Consider the following 19,564-nt stretch of genomic DNA (forward strand, 5'->3'; position numbering starts at 1 on the left):
ACCGGGAGCTGGTCGAAAGCTTGAGGCGTTCTGATAGGCGGGCCGTCACAATCTTGTAAAGGCCCCGCGGCATCTGCGACGACGACTGCGCCCGGCCCGAATGCCGGGAACATCGCTCACGCCGGAGCAGTCACCCCTGCGCAACATTGGTGCAAAAGGATTTTCCGGCGCGAGGGCCGATTATTGGTCGATCATGCGCCGCCGGTGTCAGTTGCCCGCGTATGCCAGTGCTGCGGAGGGCGCAGAGAGCGCAGCGACGGGCACGCCCGACGGATCGCGGGGTGCCGGCTCGGCGGCGGGAGACTCGCGCTGCTCCGAAGACGTGGAAGCAGAAGACGTGGAAGCAGAGGAAGCGGAAGCAGAGGACGCAGAAGCCTGGGCCGGCTCGGCCACCGCCTGCGGCGTGCCGCCGACACCGAGGGTCTCGGCAAGGCTTGCCATGGAGCGGTTGGCGACGCGGGAGAGCACGGCATCGTCGCAGGCCGCCCAGCCATTGGCGAGGCCGCCCTTCACCTTGCCGGCCGGCTCCTCGCCGGCGACACGGGCGACGCGGGTCTGGTTCTGGTCGTACACGTCCCAGGCATAGGCGACGGTGGCCTTGCCCTTGTCCACGTGCAGGGCCAGGTAGCCCTTGACCCGATAGGCCGCGCTGTTGGTGCGGGAGACCACGGCCACCTTGCGATCCTGCGCCTCGCTGGTGAGTTGACCCACCAGCTTGTCGAAGGTGGCGGGGGGCGGGCCGTCGATGGTGTCGAAGGCGAGGGCGCGGCTGCCGGAAGAGGCCATGCCGGACCCATCCGTCTGGCAGGCGCCCAGCGCCATGCACAGGGCGAGGCCCGCAACGCGCGCCAGGGTCCGGGACCGGGTGGCGGAAAAGACGAACGGCCGGTGCGCACGCACCTCCGGAACGGCTTCTGCCTCGTATCCCCGCATGGTGGCTCCCGGCGCTTGTCTCGTCACCGAAGGCGTAGCGGGAAACGCGGGCCGGGTCCAGAAAAACGGTTAAGACGCGGTTAATGGCGCGGCGAAATCCAGCACTATCAATGCTCGGCGATGCCCGGGCGGAAGCCCTGCCAGACGCTGGCAACCTTTTAAGGTTTGGTAAACATCCCGCCGCGCGCTCATTTCAGCGACTGGAGCAGGCCGAGCAGGCGCATGGAACCTTCCGGCCACGGCCCGTAGCCGGCATCCGCATTGATGTGGCCGGCATCGCCCGCATCCACGATGGCCGCGCCCCAGTCGAGGGCGAAGCCTTCCGCCCGCGCATAGCTGCAATAGGGGTCGGTGCGGCTTGCCACCAGCACCGAGGGAAACGGCAGCGGCGCCGTGGGCATGGGGCCGAAGGCCGCCACCAGCGGGTCGAGGCCTTCCACATCAAGGTCCGGCGGGGCCACCAGGAACGCGCCCTTCACCTTCCCCTCCGGCAGAAGCGGCGCGGCATGCAGCAGCGTCGGCACGCCGAGGGAATGGGCGACCACCACCACCGGCTTGTCCGCCGCCGCCACCGCCGCGACGAGGCGGCGCGGCCAGTCCTCCCGGTCGGGGCGGTCCCAGTCTGCCTGCTCCACCCGGCGGGCGGTGGAGAGGCTGCGCTCCCACCGGCTCTGCCAGTGGTCGGGGCCGGAGCCCTGCCAGCCGGGAACGATGAGAAGGGCGGCATCGGTGGAGCGCATGCGTCAGTCCGGGCAGGTTCGGTCAAAGGTCACGTCAGGGGAGCCAGATCAGGCCAGGGTGATGGCGGCGATCAGCCGGCCGTAATCGGCTTCCTTGCGGTGGGTGGTGCGGCGATAGGAGAAGAAGCGTGTCTCGTCCGCATAGGTATCAAGGCCGAGATCCTCGATGAAGCCCACGCCGGCCTGTTCCAGCCGCAGCCGGATGAAGCCCGGCAGGTCGAACAGGGCGTGGTGGGCGCGGTCCGCAGGCGCGAAGAAACGGGCGAAGCCCTTGTCCTCGGCGAGCAGGCGGGCGACGAAATCCTCCCCCACCTCGTAGCTCGGCTGGCGGATGAGCGGGCCGATGACGGCGCGGATATTGGCCCGCTTCGCCCCCCGCTGCTCCATCAGCGCCACGGTCGCGCCGATGATGCCGGACACCGCGCCCTTCCAGCCCGAATGGGCGGCGGCCACCACCCGCGCGTCCGGGTCGGCGAACAGGATCGGCCCGCAATCGGCCACGGCCACCGCCGCCCCGAGGCCCGCCGTGGTGGTGACGATGGCGTCGGCCTTGGGCGCGGCGTCGCGGGGCCAGGGCTGCGTGGCCAGCACCGGATCGGCCGAATGCACCTGCCACAGGGCCAGCAGCGCCTCCGGCGCAATGCCGATCTCCTGCGCCATGCGGGCGCGGTTCTGCGCCACGGCGGCCGGGTCGTCATTGGAGCCCATGCCGCCGTTGAGGCTCGCATAAAGGCCGGTCGAGACCCCGCCCTGCCGGGTGAAGAAGGCATGGCGAATACCGGGCAGTGCCGCAAGCGAGGCGGCCTCGATCTTCATGACGCGCACCTCATCACACCCGTTCCTCGGTCGAATCGAACGCGGGCGGCAGCCCGATTTCAGGATGGGCGAGGACGAGCACCTTGAACAGACGCCCCATCTCCCCTGCCCCGCCCCCCGCCAGCCGGCGCGCCGCCGCCTCCACGCCGGCGCGGATCTCCTGCGGCGCATCGCGCTTCAGCCGCTCGGCGCGCGGGCCGAGGCCCAGGCGGGCGAGGAACGCCCCCTGCTCCAGCGGCCCGAAGGCGCGCAGCCCCGCCGCGCGGCCGATGCGGGCGAGGGCGGAAAAATCCACATGGGCGGTGAGGTCCGCCGCCCCCGGCGCGGCCAAAGGATCGGCGAAGCGATGCTGCTCCAGCGCCTGGAAGGTGTCGCCATAGCCGCCGGCATGGCCATAGTCGATGATGAGGGCCGCCCCGCCCTGCGCCTTCAGCAGCGCCGAAAGCGCCCGCGCCGGGCCGCTCTCCATATGCTCCAGCACCGCCCCTTCGGCGGGCGGCAGCAGATGGGCGGCGAAGGCGGGAGCCGCCCGCGACGGGGCGGGATCAAGGCCGAGCACGAGATGGCCTTCGTCATCAAGGCCGACGCGCCGCTCGTGCCAGTGCCCGGAACGCCAGACATATTGGTCGATGGGCAGGGCGTCGAAGAACTCGTTGGCGAGGACGAGCGCCGGGCCGTCCGGCACGTCCTCGATGCGGTCATGCCAGGCCACATCGGCGGCACCGGCGAGCGTGCGCGCCTGCGCCGCGCGCAGCACCGGGCTCGTCTCCACCAGATGGATGCGCGCCGCCGCGCCGAAATCCGGCATCAGGCGGGCTGCGCGCAGGGCGTCCGCCATCAGCGTGCCCCGGCCGGGACCAAGCTCCACGAGACGGAAGGCGGCGGGCGATCCCATCTGCTGCCATTGGGCCACCGCCCACAGGCCCAGCAATTCCCCGAACATCTGGCTGATCTCGGGGGCGGTGGTGAAATCGCCCCGCGCGCCGAGGGGATCGCGCGTCATGTAATAGCCGTGGCGCGGATGGCCGAGGCACAGCGCCATGTAGCGGCTCAGCGGCATGGGGCCATCGGCGGCGATGAGGGCGCGGATCTCCTCGGAAAGGGGCGTGGTCACGCGGCCGGCTTGCGCTTCAGGGCGTAGAGGAGAAGGCCGGCGCCGGCGAGAACCAGCGGCACCGACAGCCACATGCCCATGGTGGTGCCGAAGGCGAGGTAGCCGAGCTGCACGTCCGGCTCGCGGAAGAATTCGCCGATGATGCGGGAGATGCCGTAGCCCATGCCGAAGATGCCGGCCGCCACCCCCGGCCGCTTCAGCCCGCCGAGGCGCACCACCACAAGCATCACCGCGAACAGCACGATGCCTTCCAGCGCCGCCTCGTAGAGCTGGCTCGGATGGCGCGGCACCGGGCCGCCATGGGGGAAGACGATGGCCCACGGCACGTCGGCCGGCCGGCCCCACAGCTCGCCGTTGATGAAATTGGCGAGGCGGCCGAAAAACAACCCGATGGGCGCCACCACGCCCGCCACGTCCAGCAGCGACATGACCCTGATGCCGCGCGCGCGGGCGAACAGGACGAGGGCGACCAGCGTGCCGGCAAGCCCGCCGTGGAAGGACATGCCGCCCTTCCACACCGCCACGATGTCCTGCGGGTTGGCGGCGAAATAGGCCGGATTGTAGAACAGCACGTAGCCGAGGCGCCCGCCGAGGATGACGCCGAGGGTCGCCCAGAACAGGGCGTCGTCGAGGTCCTGCGGCGTCATGGGCGAGGTGCCGCCCCAAAGGGCGGGGCGGGCCACCATGGCCCGCGCCAGCAGCCAGCCGATGACGAGGCCGGCGATATAGGCAAGGGCATACCAGCGGATGGCCAGCGGGCCGAGCTGGACCAGGACCGGGTCTATGGCCGGGAAAGGCAAGGCGAAGGTCGGCATCTGATCCCCGGAATGCGGTCCGCGGCGGGCGCCGTCATGTGCCGCGCCGGCGCGTGCCCCGTCAAGCCGGCCCGAGGGTCGGGCCGGCCTGGCCGAACCCAAGGGCCGCAAGCGGCGAAAAGACGGCGGTTGCCGCGCTCCGGGGTGCGACGCCACGGCGCACCCCTGCTGCGAACTTGCTCCGCACTTGCACGCGCGCGCTCACCTCGCCATGTTCAGCGCCGGGCGCGACGCGCGCGAGGAGGCATTCATGACCCAGACCACCGGCCGCATTTTCGACGAGATGGCGCGTCTCGTGAACGACGCCGCAGGGGTCGCCCAGGGCGTGCGCCGCGAGGCCGAGACCGCCATGAAGGCCCAGATGGAGCGCTTCCTGCGCGACATGGACCTCGTGAAGCGCGAGGAGTTCGACGCGGTGAAGGACCTCGCCGCCGCCGCCCGCGCCGAGAGCGAAGCCCTCGCTGCCCGCGTGCTGCGGCTGGAGGCCGCCCTTCTGGCCCACACCCACCCCACGCCCGCCGGCCACAGCGGCCCCCCCGCCCCGGCCGATTCCACGGTATCGGGAAACCCGGCCTGACCGGCGGCGATACGTCTCGGCCTACCGCACCGCAAAAAAGCCGTGGTGTCGGGCCAGACGGGATACAATCTGTCGTAGCGGGGCAATCTTGACCCGCGATATACTGATTTTCGTGGCGATTCGGAGCCGGTTCGTCGTATGTGGCATACGACGGGGCGCAGCCTCGCCAGGAAGCCCATCTTGGGTTATGACCGGTCTCGGGGTATCACCCGTCTCGGGGTATCACCCAAAGTGGGCCTCCGCCCGGCACGCCGCGACGCGCATGCCACGTGGCCTCGTTCGCCAAATGGCCTGACACGCGCCAAGTGCCGCGTTCGACCCTCTCCGCGTTCCTCACACCGCGAGGTCGAGGCCATGTCTCTCATCGACATCGAAGCCGATGCACCGGCGAACCCCGTAGATCTTGTGGAGCAGCTCGCTGCCCTCAACGACTGGTCGTTCGAGCGTTCCGACGAGGACGAGATCACCCTCTCGCTCACCAGCCGCTGGACGGACTGCCACGTCTCGTTCCAATGGATGGACGAGCTGGAGTCCCTGCATATCGCCTGCGCCTTCGACTTCAAGGTGCCCGACGGACGCCGCGCCGAGGTTCTGAAGCTTCTGTCCCTGGTCAACGAGCAGATGTGGCTCGGCCATTTCGACATATGGTCGCAGGAAAACGTCATCATGTTCCGCTACGCGCTGGTGCTGGCGGGCGGTGCCACCGCCTCGGACCGGCAGTGCGCGGCCATCCTGGATGGCGCCCTCGACGCCGTGGAGCGCTATTATCCCGCGTTCCAGTTCGTGGTCTGGGCCGGCAAGACCGCCAAGGAAGCCATGGAAACCGCCCTGTTCGACACGGTGGGCGAAGCCTGATCCGGGGCGAAGCCTGATCCGGGGCGAAGCCTGATCCCGATAGCCGGCGCGGATCACCCGCCGGCTATCGCCTGATCTTACGATACGGAACAAGAAAACCGCTCAGGCACGGAGCATTCCACCCCGCGCATCCCACCCCGCGCGCAAGCCGCGACGGGGGTTTCTGCGTGGGATCACGCACTTTCGGGGTCAATCCGCGTAGGGATTGCCCTTCTCGCGCAGCGTCAGGCGGATCGGCACGCCGGGCAGGTCGAAGGTCTCGCGCAGGCCGTTGACCAGGTAGCGGATATAGCTCTCCGGCACCGCATCGGTGCGCGAGCAGAACAGCACGAAGGACGGCGGCCGCGCCTTGGGCTGGGTCATGTAGCGCAGCTTGATGCGCCGGCCCGACACCGCCGGCGGCGGATGATTGTCGGTCACCTGCTGCAGGAAGCGGTTCAGCGGATTGGTGGCAACGCGCTTGTTCCACACCTTGTGCGTCGCGGAAATGGCGCCCACCAGCTTGTCCAGGCCATGGCCCATGAGCCCCGACACCGGCACGATGGGCACGCCCTTCACCTGCGGCAGCAGCCGGTCCACATCCTCGCGCAGGCGGGTGATGAGCCCGCCGCGGGCCACCAGATCCGCCTTGTTGTAGCCGATGACGAGGGCGCGGCCCTCCCGCGCCACCAGGTCGGCGATGCGCAGGTCCTGTTCCTCGAAGGGGTGGGTGGCATCCACCAGCAGCACCACCACCTCGGCGAATTTCATGGCGCGCAGGGCATCGGCGGCAGACAGCTTCTCCAGCTTGTCCTCAATGCGGGCGCGCTTGCGCAGGCCGGCGGTGTCGAACACTTCCAGCTTGGTGCCGGCATAGCTCACTTCCACCGAGATGGAATCGCGGGTGATGCCGGCTTCCGGGCCGGTCAGAAGCCGGTCCTCGCCCAAAAGGCGGTTGATGAGGGTGGACTTGCCCGCATTGGGTCGGCCCAGCACCGCCACCTTGATGGGACGGCGCGGCGCATCGTCCGCCTCGTCCACGGCCGCGATATCCTCGTCGTCGTCCTCCTCCGGCTCGGGCTTGGTCTGCTCGGGCAGGGCGTCGCAGATGGCGTCGTAGAGGTCGGACAGGCCCTCGCCATGCTCGGCGGAAAACGGCAAAGGCGTGCCGAGGCCGAGGGCGAACGCTTCCAGCCTCCCCGCTTCGCCGCCGCGCCCCTCGCTCTTGTTGGCGAGCAGGATCACCGGCTTGCCGCACTTGCGCACGAGATCGGCGAAGGCCCGATCGGTGGGGGTGAGGCCGATGCGCGCGTCGATCATGAACAGGATGGCGTCGGCATGGCCGATGGCGGCCTCGGTCTGGGCGCGCATGCGGCCTTCGAGGCTGGCGGCATCCGCCTCCTCCAGGCCCGCCGTGTCGACGATGCGGAAGGAGAGGTCGCCGAGGCGCGCGTCCCCTTCCCGCCGGTCGCGGGTGACGCCGGGGCGATCATCCACCAGCGCGAGCTTCTTGCCCACGAGGCGGTTGAAGAGGGTGGACTTGCCGACGTTCGGACGCCCGACGATGGCCAGGGAAAAGGTCATGAAATGGGCTCTTTGGCCAGGCTTGCGAAGGTCCGGCCGGTCAGGTCGAAAGGGGTCAGCGTTGCTGCTGGCCGCCCTGGGGCGGCGGCGGAAGTTGGTCGACGGAAACGTTGGCGTTGCTCGGCTGGCCGAGCGGCGTCCCATAATCCACGCCGGGCACGCCGGTGGGGAACACCGGCTGGCGGGTGCCCGAGAGCGGCTTCTTGGGCTGGTCGAAGGGGTTGAACTTGTCGAGGGCCTCGCACCCGGTGGCGGCGAGCGCCAGGGCGAGGCCCAGCGCCAGCTTGACCGACCTGAAAACGCGACTGTCTTTCGTCATCAGTTGGTCCTCATTGAGTGGCGGCGCCACCGGGAGCGGCAGGCGCGGGCGATCCGGAGTCGGGCGCAGCCGCATCGGCTGCCGGGGCGGCACCGGCGGTGAGCCGGCGGATCAATTCCGCGCGGGACCGCACGCCCGGCGGGGTCTCGCTGTCGGTGGTGATGTCGGTGGCCGTCTTGTTGGCAGCGGCGATATCGCCGGCCTTCAGCTCCGCCAGCGCCAGCGCCTCGCGGGCGGAATGGCGCAGCGGCCCGGTGCCGGCGGCGATGGCGCCCACCCGCTGCTTCACGTCGGCGAGGCTGGCCGAATCCACCAGAATCAGCGCCGCGCGCAACTGCGCCAGCTCGCGCACCAGGGACGGCAGGCCGGCATCGGCGGCGATGGCATCGAAGGCGGCGACGCCCGCCGCCTTGTCCCGCGCGGCGGCGGCGGCCGCGCCCCGGAACAGGGCCAGCGTGCGGTAGCCGGCCGGGCCGTCCTTGGCGATGGCGCCAAAGGCTGCTTCCGCCTCCGGCAGCTTGCCTTCGTCAAACAGGCCCACGGCGGACTGGAAGGCGGTGCTCGCCGTCACCGCCTGCTGGTGCCGCCAATATTGGTATCCGCTCCACCCGCCCGCGCCCACGATCACCAGCACGATGGCGGCAATGAAGAGCCCGCCGAAGCGGTCCCACAGCTTGCGCAGGCGCTCGCGCCGGAGGTCTTCCTCGATCTCGTGAAAAATATCGGTCATGGGGGTCCGCGACTTGCGATGGGCCGGCGCACCGGCAAAAGGGCGCGTAAAGTACCCATGCGGCTTCATCGTGGCAAACGCGGCGATTTAAGGGCCTTCATGCCGGCCAATGCGGCGGGCGACACCTGAAGCGGTATAAGATGCCGGTGCCCCGGTCGGGAATCGGGGAGCGAAGATCGGAACCATGGCCGAGACACCAGCCGCGCGCGCTCAGGCGCCGGCCGCCCAGTCGTTCGAATATCGCCTGCAGCGCACCCCCGTGGGCGTGGTCCTGCTCGATGCCGACCTCACCATCCGCTCGGTGAACCCGGTGGCCATGCGCCTGTTGGCCCCGCCGGGGCAGAAACTGGCGGGCGTGGATATCCTCTCCCTCCACCCGGACGAGGCGCGGGAGAAGGTCGCCTTTCTCATCGACCGGGCGCGCACCTCGGCCGATGGCACGTCATCGCTCGTGGTGACCACGGCCATGGGTAGCCTCATTGCCAAGGTCAGCCGGCTGGAGACCATGCCCGGCGGTCCCGTCGAGGGCTTCTGCATGATGATCCACGCCCTGGCCGAAGCCCCGGTGATGGGCCGGGCGAAGGCGGACGATGCCGACGTTGAGGTGGAGGGCCTCGCCGTGGCCGGCGAAGCGGCCATGAAGGCCCTGTGCCCGCTCATGAAGCTGCCGCTGGTGCAGGGCAAGGGTGACCTCATCAGCCTCATCGATGTCAACGAGGTGGTGTGCCTGGTGGCCCAGGGCCATTATGCCGAGGCCCGCACCCTCGCGTTCTCGGCCTTCTGCCCGCGCCCGCTGGCGGATCTTGAGCGCCGGCTCGATCCGGCGCTGTTCGTGCGCGTGCACCGCCGCTACCTGGTCAACATCCGCCATGTGCGCGCCGCCACCCGCGAGGATGGCGCCTGGCATCTGGTGATGGCCGACACCGCCCAGACCCGCGTGCCGGTGAGCCGCGGCAAGGTAGAGGCGATCCGCCGCCTCCTCGCCGTCTGAAAGCACGCCCGATCCGGCGGCGCACGCTGTTCGTGCAGCCGGGATGCCGTTCGTGCAGGACCCTCCCCCCTCGCGCCTTGTCGATTGAAGCGCGCCCGGCCGGCCGCGCACCGTCCCCTCAAGACGCCGTCCGGCGTGTTGAACAAGGGGACACAGATGGACCAGCCCACCGCCGGCTTTCCGGCCCTGCATTTCGAACTCGACCAGCCCGACCGTTACCTGACGTTCCAGGGCATCGATTTCGAGGGCAACATGCGCCGCGTGCTGGCGCACCTTTACCGCTATATCGACGATCCGGCCCACGGCAACGCCTTCTGGGACCGCTTCAAGGCGCGCCTTCAGGCGGCGGAAGCGGGGGCTGCCACCATCTGCGACAAGCTGCTGCTGCTCCATTCCCACGTCTACTACATGGTCGACCTGTTCGAGGAGCAGGAGGACGAAATCGCCCTCGCCGACCTCAAGACGCTGGAAGAGGAGTGCTTCTGAAGGGGGCCGAGCCTCAGCCGTCCTGCTGCGGCGTCCCGGCCGAAAAGCCCGCCCGCTTGAGCCGCACGATGGCAAGGTCCAGGGCCGAGAGGAAGGCCGAGCGGTCGCGCGCGGCGAACGGCTTCGGCCCGCCGGTGACGGCACCGGCCGAGCGCAGATCCTCCATGAGGTTGCGGGTGGCGAGCGCCATGCCGATGGAATCGCGGGTGAAGGGCCGCCCGTTGGGCGCGATCACGTCGGCCCCGGCGGCGACGCAGCGGGCGGCCAGCGGCACGTCCGTGGTCACCACCACGTCGCCGCGGACGGCGCGGTCGGCGATGAAGTCGTCGGCGGCGTCCGGCCCCGCCGGCACGGTCACCCGCTCCACCAGCGGATGGCGCGGCACCGCGATGGGGGTGTTGGCGACCACGAAGACCTTGAGGGCGTGGCGGAAGGCGACCTTGTAGGCCTCCTCCTTCACCGGGCAGGCGTCGGCGTCGATATAGAGGGCGATGGGCGCGTCACGCATGCGTCAAGCCGCCGGCTCGCCTGCGGCGGAGCCGTCCCGGCGACCCTCAGCCGAGGCCCGCCGCTTGCGCCACGGAATGGCGAGATAGGCCATATCGTCCAGCATGCCGAGCAGCTTGGCGCCGGTCGCAAGCTCCCGGTCGAGGGCGGCCATGGTGCGCGCAAGGCCCGGGTCCTCGTCGTCCAGCCACACGTCGAGCACGCGGACGAACAGCACCGCAAGCCCCTTCGCCCGCAGGCTGCCGGCAAGGCCGGTGCAGTCGATGCCCGCCTGCGCCAGCATCCAGCGCTGGGAGCCTTCCGACAGGCGCAGCAGTTGCAGCGCCAGCAGCGGATCGCGCCGGGCGGACCGGCGCAGCGAGCGCACCGCTTCCTTGTGCGGGTCCAGCGCGTCGAGCCGGCGCATCAGCACCTCGAACAGGCGCTCCTTGGGCCCCTCCCCCGCGAAATCCTCCGCATCCGGGCCGCCTTCCGCCAACACATGCCGGTCGGTGGAGCGGAAGAAGGCGGCGAGCAGATCCTGGGTCGAGGCGAAGGAGGCCCGCATCTCGGCGAGCGAGACGCCGCAACGCTCCGCCACGTCGCCGAGGGCGATGCGCGCGAACGGCCGCTCGGCCAGAAGGGCGAGGAAGCTGCGCAGGCAGGCGTCGCGGGTGGTCTCGGAGGTCATGTCTTCTCCTCGCGCAATCGGGATCGGCGCGCCTCAGCCCGCCAATTCTTTGCCCCTTCTGGTGGCGGCGGCAACCGCTTCCACCATCAACGGGCCGAAACCGGCGGTCTCGTTCATCAGAACCGCAAGGGCCGCCGCGGTGGTCCCGCCGGGGGAGGTGACGTTCTGGCGCAGGGTGGCGGCGGGAAGCTCCGACTGGTCCATGAGCGCGCCGGCCCCCGCCACGGTGGCGCGGGCGATGCGGGCGGCCAGCTCCGGCGGCAGGCCGGCGGCGGCACCCGCCTGCGCCATCACTTCCGCCAGCAGGAAGGCATAGGCGGGACCGGAGCCGGAGACCGCGGTGGCGGCATCCATGAGCGCCTCGTCCTCGATCCATTCCACCATGCCGATGGCGCCGAGCAAGGCGGCGGCGAGATCGCGCTGGGCGGCGGACACGTTGGGCCCGGGCACGCAGACGCTCACCCCCCGCCCGATGGCGGCCGGGGTGTTGGGGATGGAGCGGACGATGGCGGCGCCCTCACCGAAGATGGCGGCCATGAAGGCCAGCGTCCGCCCGGCCATGATGGAGACCACCAGCGTCCCCTCCCCCACCAGCGGCGCCAGGGGCGGCAGCGCATCGGGCGCCACCTGCGGCTTCACCGCCAGCAACAGCACGGACGGCGTGGGGATGTCCGCCGGGGCGGGATTGACGGCGACACCCCGCGCGGCCAGCGCCGCAGCGGCATCCACCGGCAGGTTCGGATCGAGGACCACGGCCTTGCCGGCGGGCAGGCCCAGCTTCAGCCAGCCTTCCAGCATGGCCCCGCCCATCTTGCCGGCGCCCAGCAGAACCACGGGACCGGACAGGGAATTCAGCACGCTCTCGCTCATGTCCGCCTCGTTGGACAGGCGCGCCGCATCCCGGACGCGCCCTGATATGTGCCAGCCTTATAGCCCCGGAACGCCGATGGCGTGAACCGCGCCGGCGGCCTCACCCCGCAAGCTGCGCGATCACCGCATTGAGCACCGGGAAGCCGGCCGGCGTCACCCTCAGCCGGTCGCCGCTCCGGGCCACGAACCCCGCCGCGACCAGGGCCGCGATATGCGCCTCATCCACCCGGCCGCCGAGGCGGGCGTGGCGGGCAAGGTCCACCCCCTCCTTCAGGCGCAGACCCATGAGCAGCATCTCGTCCGCCTGCTCCGGCGCCGACAGGGCCTCGTCGGAGACGATGGCGTGCCCCGCCGCCTCGACCCGCGCCAGCCATTCTTCCGGCGCGCGCTCGGTGAAGAGGGCGCGGCGGGTGCCGTCCACCACCAGCCGGCCGTGGGCGCCGGCACCGATGCCGGCATAGGTGCCATAGCGCCAATAGATCAGATTGTGCCGCGCCTCCGCGCCCGGACGGGCGTGGTTGGAGACCTCGTAGGCGGGAAGGCCGGCCTCCGCGGTCACCTCCTGCGTCACGTCCCACAGGGCGCGGGAGAGGTCGTCGTCGGGCAGGATCAGCTTGCCGGCGCCATACAGCCGCTCGAACGGCGTGCCGGGCTCGATGGTGAGCTGGTAGAGCGAGAGATGCTCGCAGCCCTCGGCCAGGGCACGCTTCAGCTCCGCCGCCCAGTCCTCGGGGGTCTGGCGCGGGCGGGCATAGATGAGATCGAAGGAGACGCGCTTGAAGGCCCGGCGCGCGATGGCCACCGCCGCCAGCGCCTCGGCCACGGAATGCATGCGGCCGAGGCCTTGCAGGTCCTTGTCGTCCAGCGCCTGCACGCCGAGGGACACCCGGTTCACCCCCGCCGCGCCGTAACCGGCGAAGCGCTCCGCCTCCACCGAGGTGGGGTTGGCCTCCAGCGTCACCTCGGCATCAGAGGTCAGCGGCCAGGCGGTGTTGATGGCCTCCAGGATGGCTGCCACCGTGGCCGGCGCCATGAGGGAGGGCGTGCCGCCGCCGAAGAACACGGTCTGCGCCTGCTTCGGACCGGACAGGTCCCGCATGTGCGCGATCTCGCGGCGGAAGGCGGCGATGAAGCGCGCTTCGTCCGGCGGGGCGTGCCGCACATGGCTGTTGAAGTCGCAATAGGGACACTTGGCCTTGCAGAACGGCCAATGGACATAGACGCCGAAGCCGGCGGAGTCGGGCGCGGCATGGGGCGAGATTTGGGGCGCCGCGTCCGGGAGCACGGGCGGAGTGGGGGCGGCGGCGATCATGCTCATGTCTGTGCTCCGCGCCTTCAACGCGTCCTCTCGTGCCCCGGCCGACTGCAGCGCAGCGGAAGGAGAGCCGGGGTCCAGCGCAAAAATCCGCCGAAGGCGCTTCCGAATCCCGGCCGCCGGGACACCCGATTGCCTGCTGCGCAGGACTCTTGCGCTGGATCCCGGCTCGGCGCTCCGGCTGCGCCGTCGCTGGGCCGGGAAACGAATGGCGTTCGCGTGCGCCAAGCGTCCCGCTCACCCCTCCAGGCACGCCTGAGAAAGCTTCAGGAAGGCCCGCGCCCGGTGGGACAGGCCGAAGCCCTTGGGCGGCATGGCGTGCTTCTCGTCCGCCGTCATCTCCGCGAAGGTCTTGGGATAGTCCTCGGGGACGAACATGGGATCGTAGCCGAAGCCCTTGGCGCCGCGCGGCGGCCACACCAAGGTGCCCTCCACCACCCCCTCGAACTCCTCCACATGGCCATCGGGCCACGCCAGGCACAAGGCGGAGACGAAGCGGGCGCGGCGCTGATCGGGGGCGGTGGCGCCCACCTTCTGAAGCTCGGCCTCGACCGTCTCCATGGCCATCTCGAAATCCCGGTCCGGCCCCGCCCAGCGGGCGGTGTGGATGCCCGGCGCGCCGCCCAGCGCATCGATGACGAGGCCCGAATCGTCGGCGAAGGCCGGCAATTGGGCCGCCTGCGCCGCCGCCTGCGCCTTCAGCCGGGCGTTGCCGGAGAAGGTCTGTTCGGTCTCCTCCGGCTCGCTGAGGCCCAGCTCCCCGGCCGAGACCGCCTCCACCCCGTGCGGCGCGAGCAGCATGCGCATCTCGATCAGCTTGCCGGGATTGTGGGTGGCCACCACCAGCCGGCCCTTGAGAATCCGATGGTCCATCAGCCCACCGCCAGCTTCTGCAGCCCCACCAGCTTCTCCACGCCGGAGCGGGCGAGCGACAAAAGGCCCAGCAGCTCGTCCTGCGAGAACGGGGTCTTTTCCGCCGTGCCCTGGATCTCGACGATGCCGCCGGTGCCGGTCATGACGAAATTGGCGTCGGTCTCGGCCACCGAATCCTCGGCATAGTCGAGGTCGAGCACCGGCGTGCCGTTGTAGATGCCGCAGGACACCGCCGCCACATGGTCCTTCAGCGGGATTTCCTTGACCATGGAGCGCTGGCGCATCCAGCTCAGGCAGTCGTAAAGCGCGATCCAGGCGCCGGTGATGGCGGCGGTGCGGGTGCCGCCGTCGGCCTGCAGCACGTCGCAGTCGAGGGTGATCTGCTTCTCGCCCAGGGCGACCAGGTCGGTGACCGAGCGCATGGAGCGGCCGATGAGGCGCTGGATTTCCTGGGTGCGGCCGGACTGCTTGCCGGTGGTGGATTCCCGCCGCGTGCGATCGTGGGTGGCGCGGGGCAGCATGGAATATTCCGCCGTCACCCAGCCGCGGCCCTGGCCCTTCAGCCATGGCGGCAGGCGCTCCTCCAGCGTGGCGGAGACGAGCACATGGGTTTCGCCGAACTTCACGAGGCAGGAGCCTTCCGCGTGGCGCATCACGCCCCGTTCAAAGGAGACCGCGCGCATCTCGTCGGCGGCGCGCTTGCTGGGGCGCATGGGACTTACCTCTTGTCTGGTCATCGGGCGCCCCTTTTAGAGCATTTTCGAGCGAAGTGGAGACCGGTTCGCGTGAAGGACATGCGGCGGACGCCAGAGAGCGAACGGCGGCCGTGACCGGGGGCCGTTCTTGCGCGGGACGGCGCGAGGGACGCAAAGCCGCGCCCGATGCGTGACGGCGCTTGTGCGGGGGGGCTTTCATGGACACATAATGAAAGCCCACGGCCGCCCGGCCCAGTGGAAGGCATGACCCAAGGAAGGCGTGACACAAGTGGCGCTCGATCCGTTCCAGCCCCTGTCAACCGGCGGCCTCGCGCAGATCGACCAGCGCGCGCGGGAGATCTTCCGCCAGATTGTGGAAAGTTACCTCGCCACCGGCGAGCCGGTGGGCTCGCGCAATCTCTCGCGCCTCATCCCCATGACCCTGTCGCCGGCCTCGGTGCGCAACGTGATGGCGGACCTGGAGACGGCGGGCCTCATCTATGCCCCCCACACCAGCGCCGGACGCCTGCCCACCGAGCGCGGCCTGCGCTTCTTCGTGGACGCGCTGATGGAAATCGGCGACGTGAGCGAGCGCGACCGCACCAATATCGAGACCCAGGTGATGACCGCCGCCAAGACCACCACGGTGGAAGGCGTGCTGCAGGAAGCCTCCGCCATGCTCTCGGGCCTCGCCCGCGGCGCCGGCGTGGTGACCGCCACCAAGACCGATCCGCGCCTCAAGCATGTGGAATTCGTGCCGCTGGAGCCGGGCCGCGCCCTCGTCATCCTCGTCTCCGAGGACGGGCAGGTGGAAAACCGCGTCCTGCCCCTGCCGCCGGGCCTGCCCACCTCCGCCCTCACCGAGGCCACCAATTTCCTCAACGCCCGCATCCGCGGCCGCACCCTGGGCGACGCCCGGGCCGAGATGGAAAATCTGCTCGCCGAGCTGCGGCTCGACCTCGACGCCCTCACGGCGCGGGTGGTGGAAGACGGCCTCGCCTCCTGGTCCGGCGAGGAGCCGGGCGACCGCAAGCTCATCGTGCGCGGGCAGGCCAAGCTGCTGGAGGACCTTCACGCGCTGGAGGACCTGGAGCGCATCCGCCTGCTGTTCGACGACCTGGAGACCAAGCGCGAGGTGGTGGACCTCTTGGGCCGCGCCGAGGAGGCGCAGGCACTGCGCATCTTCATCGGCTCGGAGAACCGCCTGTTCTCGCTGTCCGGCTCCTCCACCATCGTGGCGCCCTATCGCGACGGTCAGGGGCGGGTGGTGGGCGTGCTCGGCGTCATCGGCCCGACCCGGCTCAATTACGGGCGCATCGTGCCCATGGTGGATTTCACCGCCCGGCTGGTCAGCCGCGTGCTCGGCGCTCCGGGGGTGGACGCCGCCTGAGCGGATCGCCCCGCACCGACGAAACTTCGGGGCAGATCCGCGCCGGCGCGCGCGCCGTCTTGATTTTTGGCGCCAAGGCCCCGATATCCGCGTTGACATTTGGCCTTTGCCCCTGCGGGGGCGAACATTCATGGCAGGGGAAGAAACCGGATGAGCGAGCAGAAGCGCGCGCCCGAGACCGGCGGCGACGCAAGCGAAAACGGTGTGAACACGGGCGTCAACGAGGCCACCGCCGAAGCGGAAGCCCTCGCCACCGCCGACCAGGAGATCGCCGGCGACCTCGCCGGGGAAAAGCTGCTCCTGGAAGCCGAGATCGCGAGCCTGAAGGACAAGTTCCTGCGCGCCTTCGCGGAGGCCGAGAACATCCGCCGCCGCGCCGAGAAGGAAGTGGCGGACGCCAAGACCTACGGCATCGCCTCCTTCGCCCGCGACGTGCTGAACGTGGCCGACGACCTCGCCCGCGCCCTCGGCACGGTGGACGAGGAGGCCAAGGCCACGGCGGACGGTGCGGTGAAGGGCCTGCTGGAGGGTCTGGAACTGACCGAGCGCGGCCTCGTCAAGGCGCTGGAAAAGCACGGCATCCGCAAGATCGAGCCCAAGGGCCAGAAGTTCGACCCCAATTTGCACCAGGCCATGTTCGAGGTTCCCGACCCGAGCGTGCCGTCGGGCACGGTGGTGCAGGTGGTGCAGTCCGGCTACGTCATCGGTGAGCGGGTGTTGCGCCCGGCCATGGTGGGTGTGGCCCGCGGTGGGCCGAAGGCCGAGGCGGCCGCGTCCCAGGCTTCGGACAAGGACAAGGAGGCCGGGGCGGCCTGACGCCCCTGGCATTCGGAGACTTTCCCGGTCACATCAAGTCCCGGGAAATGCTCTATCCATCGGGTGGATCGCACGTTCCTCCCGCAAGGCCGCTCCCGCTTCGCGCGAGAGTGCGTCACGCGCTGGAGGCGATCGCCGGGCCACGCAGGGTCGTTTCCCCGGACGGCCCGCCGGACAGCAGGTCCGACAAGGCTTCGGCGATGGCACGGCTGGTATAGGGCTTGGCGACACGCGGCGCGTCGGCGAACTCTGCCGGCATGCGCACGCTGCCGGTGTAGCCGGAGCAGAAGATGAAGGGGATGCCCCGGTCTGCCAGGATCGATGCGGCCGGATAGACCGCCTCCCCCGCCAGATTGACGTCGAGGATGGCGGCATCAACCTTTTCATGGGCGGCGGCGGCCTTGGCACCGGACAGGCTCGAGATCGGACCCACCACGGTGCAGCCCAGCGACCTCAGATTGTCTTCCAGCCCTAAGGCCACAAGGAACTCGTCTTCCACGACGAGAACCCGCTTTCCCGTAAAGATCATAGCGATACGCCCTGACTGACAGCTATTTCCGCGTCAACGGATGGACTTCGCAAAAAGTTCCATCCGTTCCGCAAGATGCCGCGGCCGCGAAGCGGCCCCGCAGGGATGGCGGGACGGGCAACAGGACGGACAACAGGACGGACTTGCGCCCGTCCCGGGTCCTCCTCCCGTCAGTCCTTGGCCCGCTCCACATAGGAGGCGTCGGCGGTCATGATCACCACGCGGGTCCCCGCGGAGACGTGCGGCGGCACCATGGTGCGCACGCCGTTGGAGAGCTTGGCCGGCTTGTAGGAGGACGAGGCGGTCTGGCCCTTCACGGTGGGCTCGGTGTCCACGATCTCCAGCGTCACGCGCGCCGGCAGCTCGATGGCGATGGGAACGCCGTTATGGGTGGAGAGCATGCATTCCATGCCTTCCTGCAGATACACCGCCGAGTCGCCCATAACGTCCTTGGTCACGATCACCTGGTCGAAATTCTCAGGGTTCATGAAGGTATAGCCGTCCGAATCCTCGTAGAGGAAGGTATGCGGGCGGTCCTCCACGAAGGCGCGCTCCACCTGCTCGGTGGTGCGGTAGCGCTCGGAGATCTTCACCCCGTCGGAGATGCGGCGCATGTCGAGCTGGGTGACCGGCGTGCCCTTGCCGGGATGAATATTTTCAGCGGTGAGCACCACATAGAGCTTGTCGTCGATATCGACCACATTGCCTTTGCGCAGAGAGCTGGCGATGACCTTGACCACGTCGCGTGTTCCTTGAACTTTGTGCGGCGGCGTGCCGCTCCTGATCTATCGGCGCGCAACATAGCGATCTTGGCGCACAAAACCAGTCTCGTGCCCGCCTTTCTGCCTCCGGCACCCTGCCGCAACAAGGATTTCGCGCCCCATGGCGGTATCATCGCCCGCCCAGAGCCCCAGCCCGAGCCCATGGTGGAGCCCGTCGGTCCATGCCGACCGGCGCCCGTTCCTTCTGGCCCGCGGGCGCATGATGGCGGCGATCCGCGCCCGCCTTGCCACCGAAGGCTTCGTCGAGGTGGAGACGCCGGCGCTCCAGCTCTCCCCCGGCAACGAGGCGCACCTGCACGCCTTCGCAACCGATCTCATCGGCCCGGATGGCACGCGGCGGCCGCTCTATCTGCGCACCTCGCCGGAATTTGCCGCCAAGAAGCTGCTGGCCGCCGGGGAAGAGAAGATTTTCGAGTTCGCCCGCGTGTTCCGCAACCGGGAGCGGGGCATGGCCCACCACCCCGAGTTCACGCTGCTGGAATGGTACCGCGCCGGCGCGCCCTATACCCGGCTCATGGACGATTGCGCGGTCCTGCTCGCCTGTGCCGCGCAGGCCGGCGGGGTGTCGACCTTCGCCTGGCGGGGGCACGCGTGCGATCCCTTCGCCGCGCCGGAGCGCCTGACGCTGGAAGCCGCCTTCGAGCGTCATGCCGGCATGGCGCTTGCCGCCGTGCTCCCCACTCCCGGCGCGCCGCCAGATCCGAGGCCCTTCGCCGAGATGGTGGCGGCGCACGGCATCCGCACCGCGCCGGATGACACCTGGGCGGACATCTTCTCGCGGGTGCTGGTGGAAAAGATCGAGCCGCAGCTCGGCATGGGCCGACCCACCGTGCTGTGCGACTATCCGGTGAGCGAGGCGGCGCTGGCCCGGCCCAAGCCGGAGGACCCGCGCTTCGCCGAGCGGTTCGAGCTTTATGCCTGCGGGCTGGAGCTCGCCAATGCCTTCGGCGAGCTCACCGACGCCGACGAGCAGCGCCGGCGCTTCGAGGAGGAGATGGACGAGAAGCAGCGGCTCTATGGCGAGCGCTATCCCATCGATGCCGATTTCCTGGCGGCTTTGGCCGTGATGCCGGCCGCGAGCGGCTGCGCCCTGGGCTTCGACCGCCTCGCGGTGCTGGCCAGCGGCGCCCGCCGCATCGAGGACGTACTGTGGGCGCCGGTCGGCTGATCGGAAACCT

General features: G+C 69.8%; 23 protein-coding genes. 7 read left to right on the top strand and 16 right to left on the bottom strand.

Annotation, left to right across the window (positions count from 1 at the left end; all coding sequences use genetic code 11):
- Positions 1-207: 207 nt before the first annotated feature.
- From V5F48_RS00530 to lgt, 5 genes are all read right to left on the bottom strand, one after another.
- Complete coding sequence (locus V5F48_RS00530) at positions 208-933, bottom strand: hypothetical protein (RefSeq protein ID WP_394039004.1); 726 nt, start codon at positions 931-933, stop codon at positions 208-210.
- 188 nt (positions 934-1,121) lie between these two features.
- Entirely contained in the window at positions 1,122-1,673 is a 552-nt protein-coding gene (locus V5F48_RS00535) for an RBBP9/YdeN family alpha/beta hydrolase (protein ID WP_394039006.1), read from the bottom strand.
- 48 nt (positions 1,674-1,721) lie between these two features.
- A complete protein-coding gene (gene pgeF / locus V5F48_RS00540) occupies positions 1,722-2,489 on the bottom strand; it encodes a peptidoglycan editing factor PgeF (RefSeq protein WP_394039008.1) in 768 nt (255 codons plus the stop codon).
- Between the two features lie 13 nt (positions 2,490-2,502).
- Positions 2,503-3,603, bottom strand: coding sequence for a class I SAM-dependent methyltransferase (locus V5F48_RS00545; RefSeq protein ID WP_394039010.1), 1,101 nt, complete (start codon positions 3,601-3,603; stop codon positions 2,503-2,505).
- Positions 3,600-4,418 carry a prolipoprotein diacylglyceryl transferase gene (gene lgt, locus V5F48_RS00550; protein WP_394039012.1) on the bottom strand — a complete coding sequence of 273 codons (819 nt, stop codon included), beginning with the start codon at positions 4,416-4,418 and terminating at the stop codon, positions 3,600-3,602. Before lgt ends, V5F48_RS00545 begins: the two co-directional genes overlap by 4 nt.
- 250 nt (positions 4,419-4,668) lie before the next feature.
- Here lgt and V5F48_RS00555 point away from each other — a divergent pair, with 250 nt between their 5' ends.
- Positions 4,669-4,995, top strand: a complete 327-nt coding sequence (locus V5F48_RS00555; RefSeq protein ID WP_394039014.1) for an accessory factor UbiK family protein — start codon at positions 4,669-4,671, stop codon at positions 4,993-4,995.
- 354 nt (positions 4,996-5,349) lie between these two features.
- Positions 5,350-5,850 (top strand): type III secretion system chaperone family protein, encoded by a 501-nt coding sequence (locus tag V5F48_RS00560; RefSeq protein WP_394039016.1) that lies wholly within the window; start codon positions 5,350-5,352, stop codon positions 5,848-5,850.
- A gap of 189 nt (positions 5,851-6,039) precedes the next feature.
- On the opposite strand, the gene der is transcribed toward V5F48_RS00560, so the two are convergent.
- The 3 genes from der to V5F48_RS00575 are packed head-to-tail and all read right to left on the bottom strand — an operon-like array spanning position 6,040 to position 8,462.
- Positions 6,040-7,413 (bottom strand): ribosome biogenesis GTPase Der, encoded by a 1,374-nt coding sequence (der, locus tag V5F48_RS00565; protein ID WP_394039018.1) that lies wholly within the window; start codon positions 7,411-7,413, stop codon positions 6,040-6,042.
- 55 nt (positions 7,414-7,468) lie between these two features.
- On the bottom strand, positions 7,469-7,732 hold the full coding sequence (locus V5F48_RS00570) for a hypothetical protein (protein WP_394039020.1): 264 nt from the start codon (positions 7,730-7,732) through the stop codon (positions 7,469-7,471).
- A 10-nt stretch (positions 7,733-7,742) separates the two neighbouring features.
- Positions 7,743-8,462, bottom strand: coding sequence for a tetratricopeptide repeat protein (locus V5F48_RS00575; RefSeq protein ID WP_394039022.1), 720 nt, complete (start codon positions 8,460-8,462; stop codon positions 7,743-7,745).
- 184 nt (positions 8,463-8,646) lie between these two features.
- Here V5F48_RS00575 and V5F48_RS00580 point away from each other — a divergent pair, with 184 nt between their 5' ends.
- Both V5F48_RS00580 and cowN read left to right on the top strand, forming a co-directional pair.
- Complete coding sequence (locus tag V5F48_RS00580; RefSeq protein ID WP_394039024.1) at positions 8,647-9,453, top strand: LytTR family transcriptional regulator DNA-binding domain-containing protein; 807 nt, start codon at positions 8,647-8,649, stop codon at positions 9,451-9,453.
- 156 nt (positions 9,454-9,609) lie between these two features.
- Complete coding sequence (gene cowN / locus V5F48_RS00585) at positions 9,610-9,939, top strand: N(2)-fixation sustaining protein CowN (protein WP_394039026.1); 330 nt, start codon at positions 9,610-9,612, stop codon at positions 9,937-9,939.
- Positions 9,940-9,952: 13 nt separating this feature from the next.
- Here cowN and V5F48_RS00590 read toward each other — a convergent pair whose 3' ends face one another.
- The 6 genes from V5F48_RS00590 to rph all read right to left on the bottom strand — a co-directional run bounded on the left by V5F48_RS00590 (position 9,953) and on the right by rph (position 14,887).
- Positions 9,953-10,447, bottom strand: coding sequence for a YaiI/YqxD family protein (locus tag V5F48_RS00590; protein ID WP_394039028.1), 495 nt, complete (start codon positions 10,445-10,447; stop codon positions 9,953-9,955).
- A 3-nt stretch (positions 10,448-10,450) separates the two neighbouring features.
- Positions 10,451-11,116 (bottom strand): TetR/AcrR family transcriptional regulator, encoded by a 666-nt coding sequence (locus V5F48_RS00595; RefSeq protein ID WP_394039030.1) that lies wholly within the window; start codon positions 11,114-11,116, stop codon positions 10,451-10,453.
- A 33-nt stretch (positions 11,117-11,149) separates the two neighbouring features.
- Positions 11,150-11,986: a pyrroline-5-carboxylate reductase gene (proC, locus tag V5F48_RS00600; RefSeq protein ID WP_394039032.1), complete on the bottom strand. Its 837-nt coding sequence runs from the start codon at positions 11,984-11,986 to the stop codon at positions 11,150-11,152.
- 100 nt (positions 11,987-12,086) lie between these two features.
- On the bottom strand, positions 12,087-13,304 hold the full coding sequence (gene hemW / locus V5F48_RS00605) for a radical SAM family heme chaperone HemW (protein ID WP_394039034.1): 1,218 nt from the start codon (positions 13,302-13,304) through the stop codon (positions 12,087-12,089).
- A gap of 234 nt (positions 13,305-13,538) precedes the next feature.
- Positions 13,539-14,174 carry an RdgB/HAM1 family non-canonical purine NTP pyrophosphatase gene (gene rdgB / locus V5F48_RS00610; RefSeq protein WP_394039036.1) on the bottom strand — a complete coding sequence of 212 codons (636 nt, stop codon included), beginning with the start codon at positions 14,172-14,174 and terminating at the stop codon, positions 13,539-13,541.
- The gene (rph, locus tag V5F48_RS00615) at positions 14,174-14,887 is read right to left on the bottom strand and encodes a ribonuclease PH (protein ID WP_394039038.1); all 714 of its coding nucleotides are present in this window, start codon (positions 14,885-14,887) and stop codon (positions 14,174-14,176) included. Before rph ends, rdgB begins: the two co-directional genes overlap by 1 nt.
- A gap of 271 nt (positions 14,888-15,158) precedes the next feature.
- Between rph and hrcA the strand changes: the two genes are divergently transcribed.
- The gene (hrcA, locus tag V5F48_RS00620; protein WP_394039490.1) at positions 15,159-16,259 is read left to right on the top strand and encodes a heat-inducible transcriptional repressor HrcA; all 1,101 of its coding nucleotides are present in this window, start codon (positions 15,159-15,161) and stop codon (positions 16,257-16,259) included.
- Positions 16,260-16,409: 150 nt separating this feature from the next.
- A complete protein-coding gene (grpE, locus tag V5F48_RS00625) occupies positions 16,410-17,075 on the top strand; it encodes a nucleotide exchange factor GrpE (protein ID WP_394039040.1) in 666 nt (221 codons plus the stop codon).
- 115 nt (positions 17,076-17,190) lie between these two features.
- Here the strand turns inward: grpE and V5F48_RS00630 are convergent, their stop codons facing one another.
- Positions 17,191-17,604, bottom strand: coding sequence for a response regulator (locus tag V5F48_RS00630; RefSeq protein WP_394039042.1), 414 nt, complete (start codon positions 17,602-17,604; stop codon positions 17,191-17,193).
- Positions 17,605-17,774: 170 nt separating this feature from the next.
- On the bottom strand, positions 17,775-18,344 hold the full coding sequence (gene efp, locus V5F48_RS00635; RefSeq protein WP_149576591.1) for an elongation factor P: 570 nt from the start codon (positions 18,342-18,344) through the stop codon (positions 17,775-17,777).
- Positions 18,345-18,486: 142 nt separating this feature from the next.
- Here efp and epmA point away from each other — a divergent pair, with 142 nt between their 5' ends.
- Positions 18,487-19,554, top strand: a complete 1,068-nt coding sequence (gene epmA / locus V5F48_RS00640) for an EF-P lysine aminoacylase EpmA (protein WP_394039044.1) — start codon at positions 18,487-18,489, stop codon at positions 19,552-19,554.
- Positions 19,555-19,564: the final 10 nt, after the last annotated feature.

Origin of the sequence: Xanthobacter autotrophicus ATCC 700552 (genome assembly GCF_043194565.1) — a bacterium.
Lineage (GTDB): Bacteria > Pseudomonadota > Alphaproteobacteria > Rhizobiales > Xanthobacteraceae > Xanthobacter > Xanthobacter autotrophicus_F.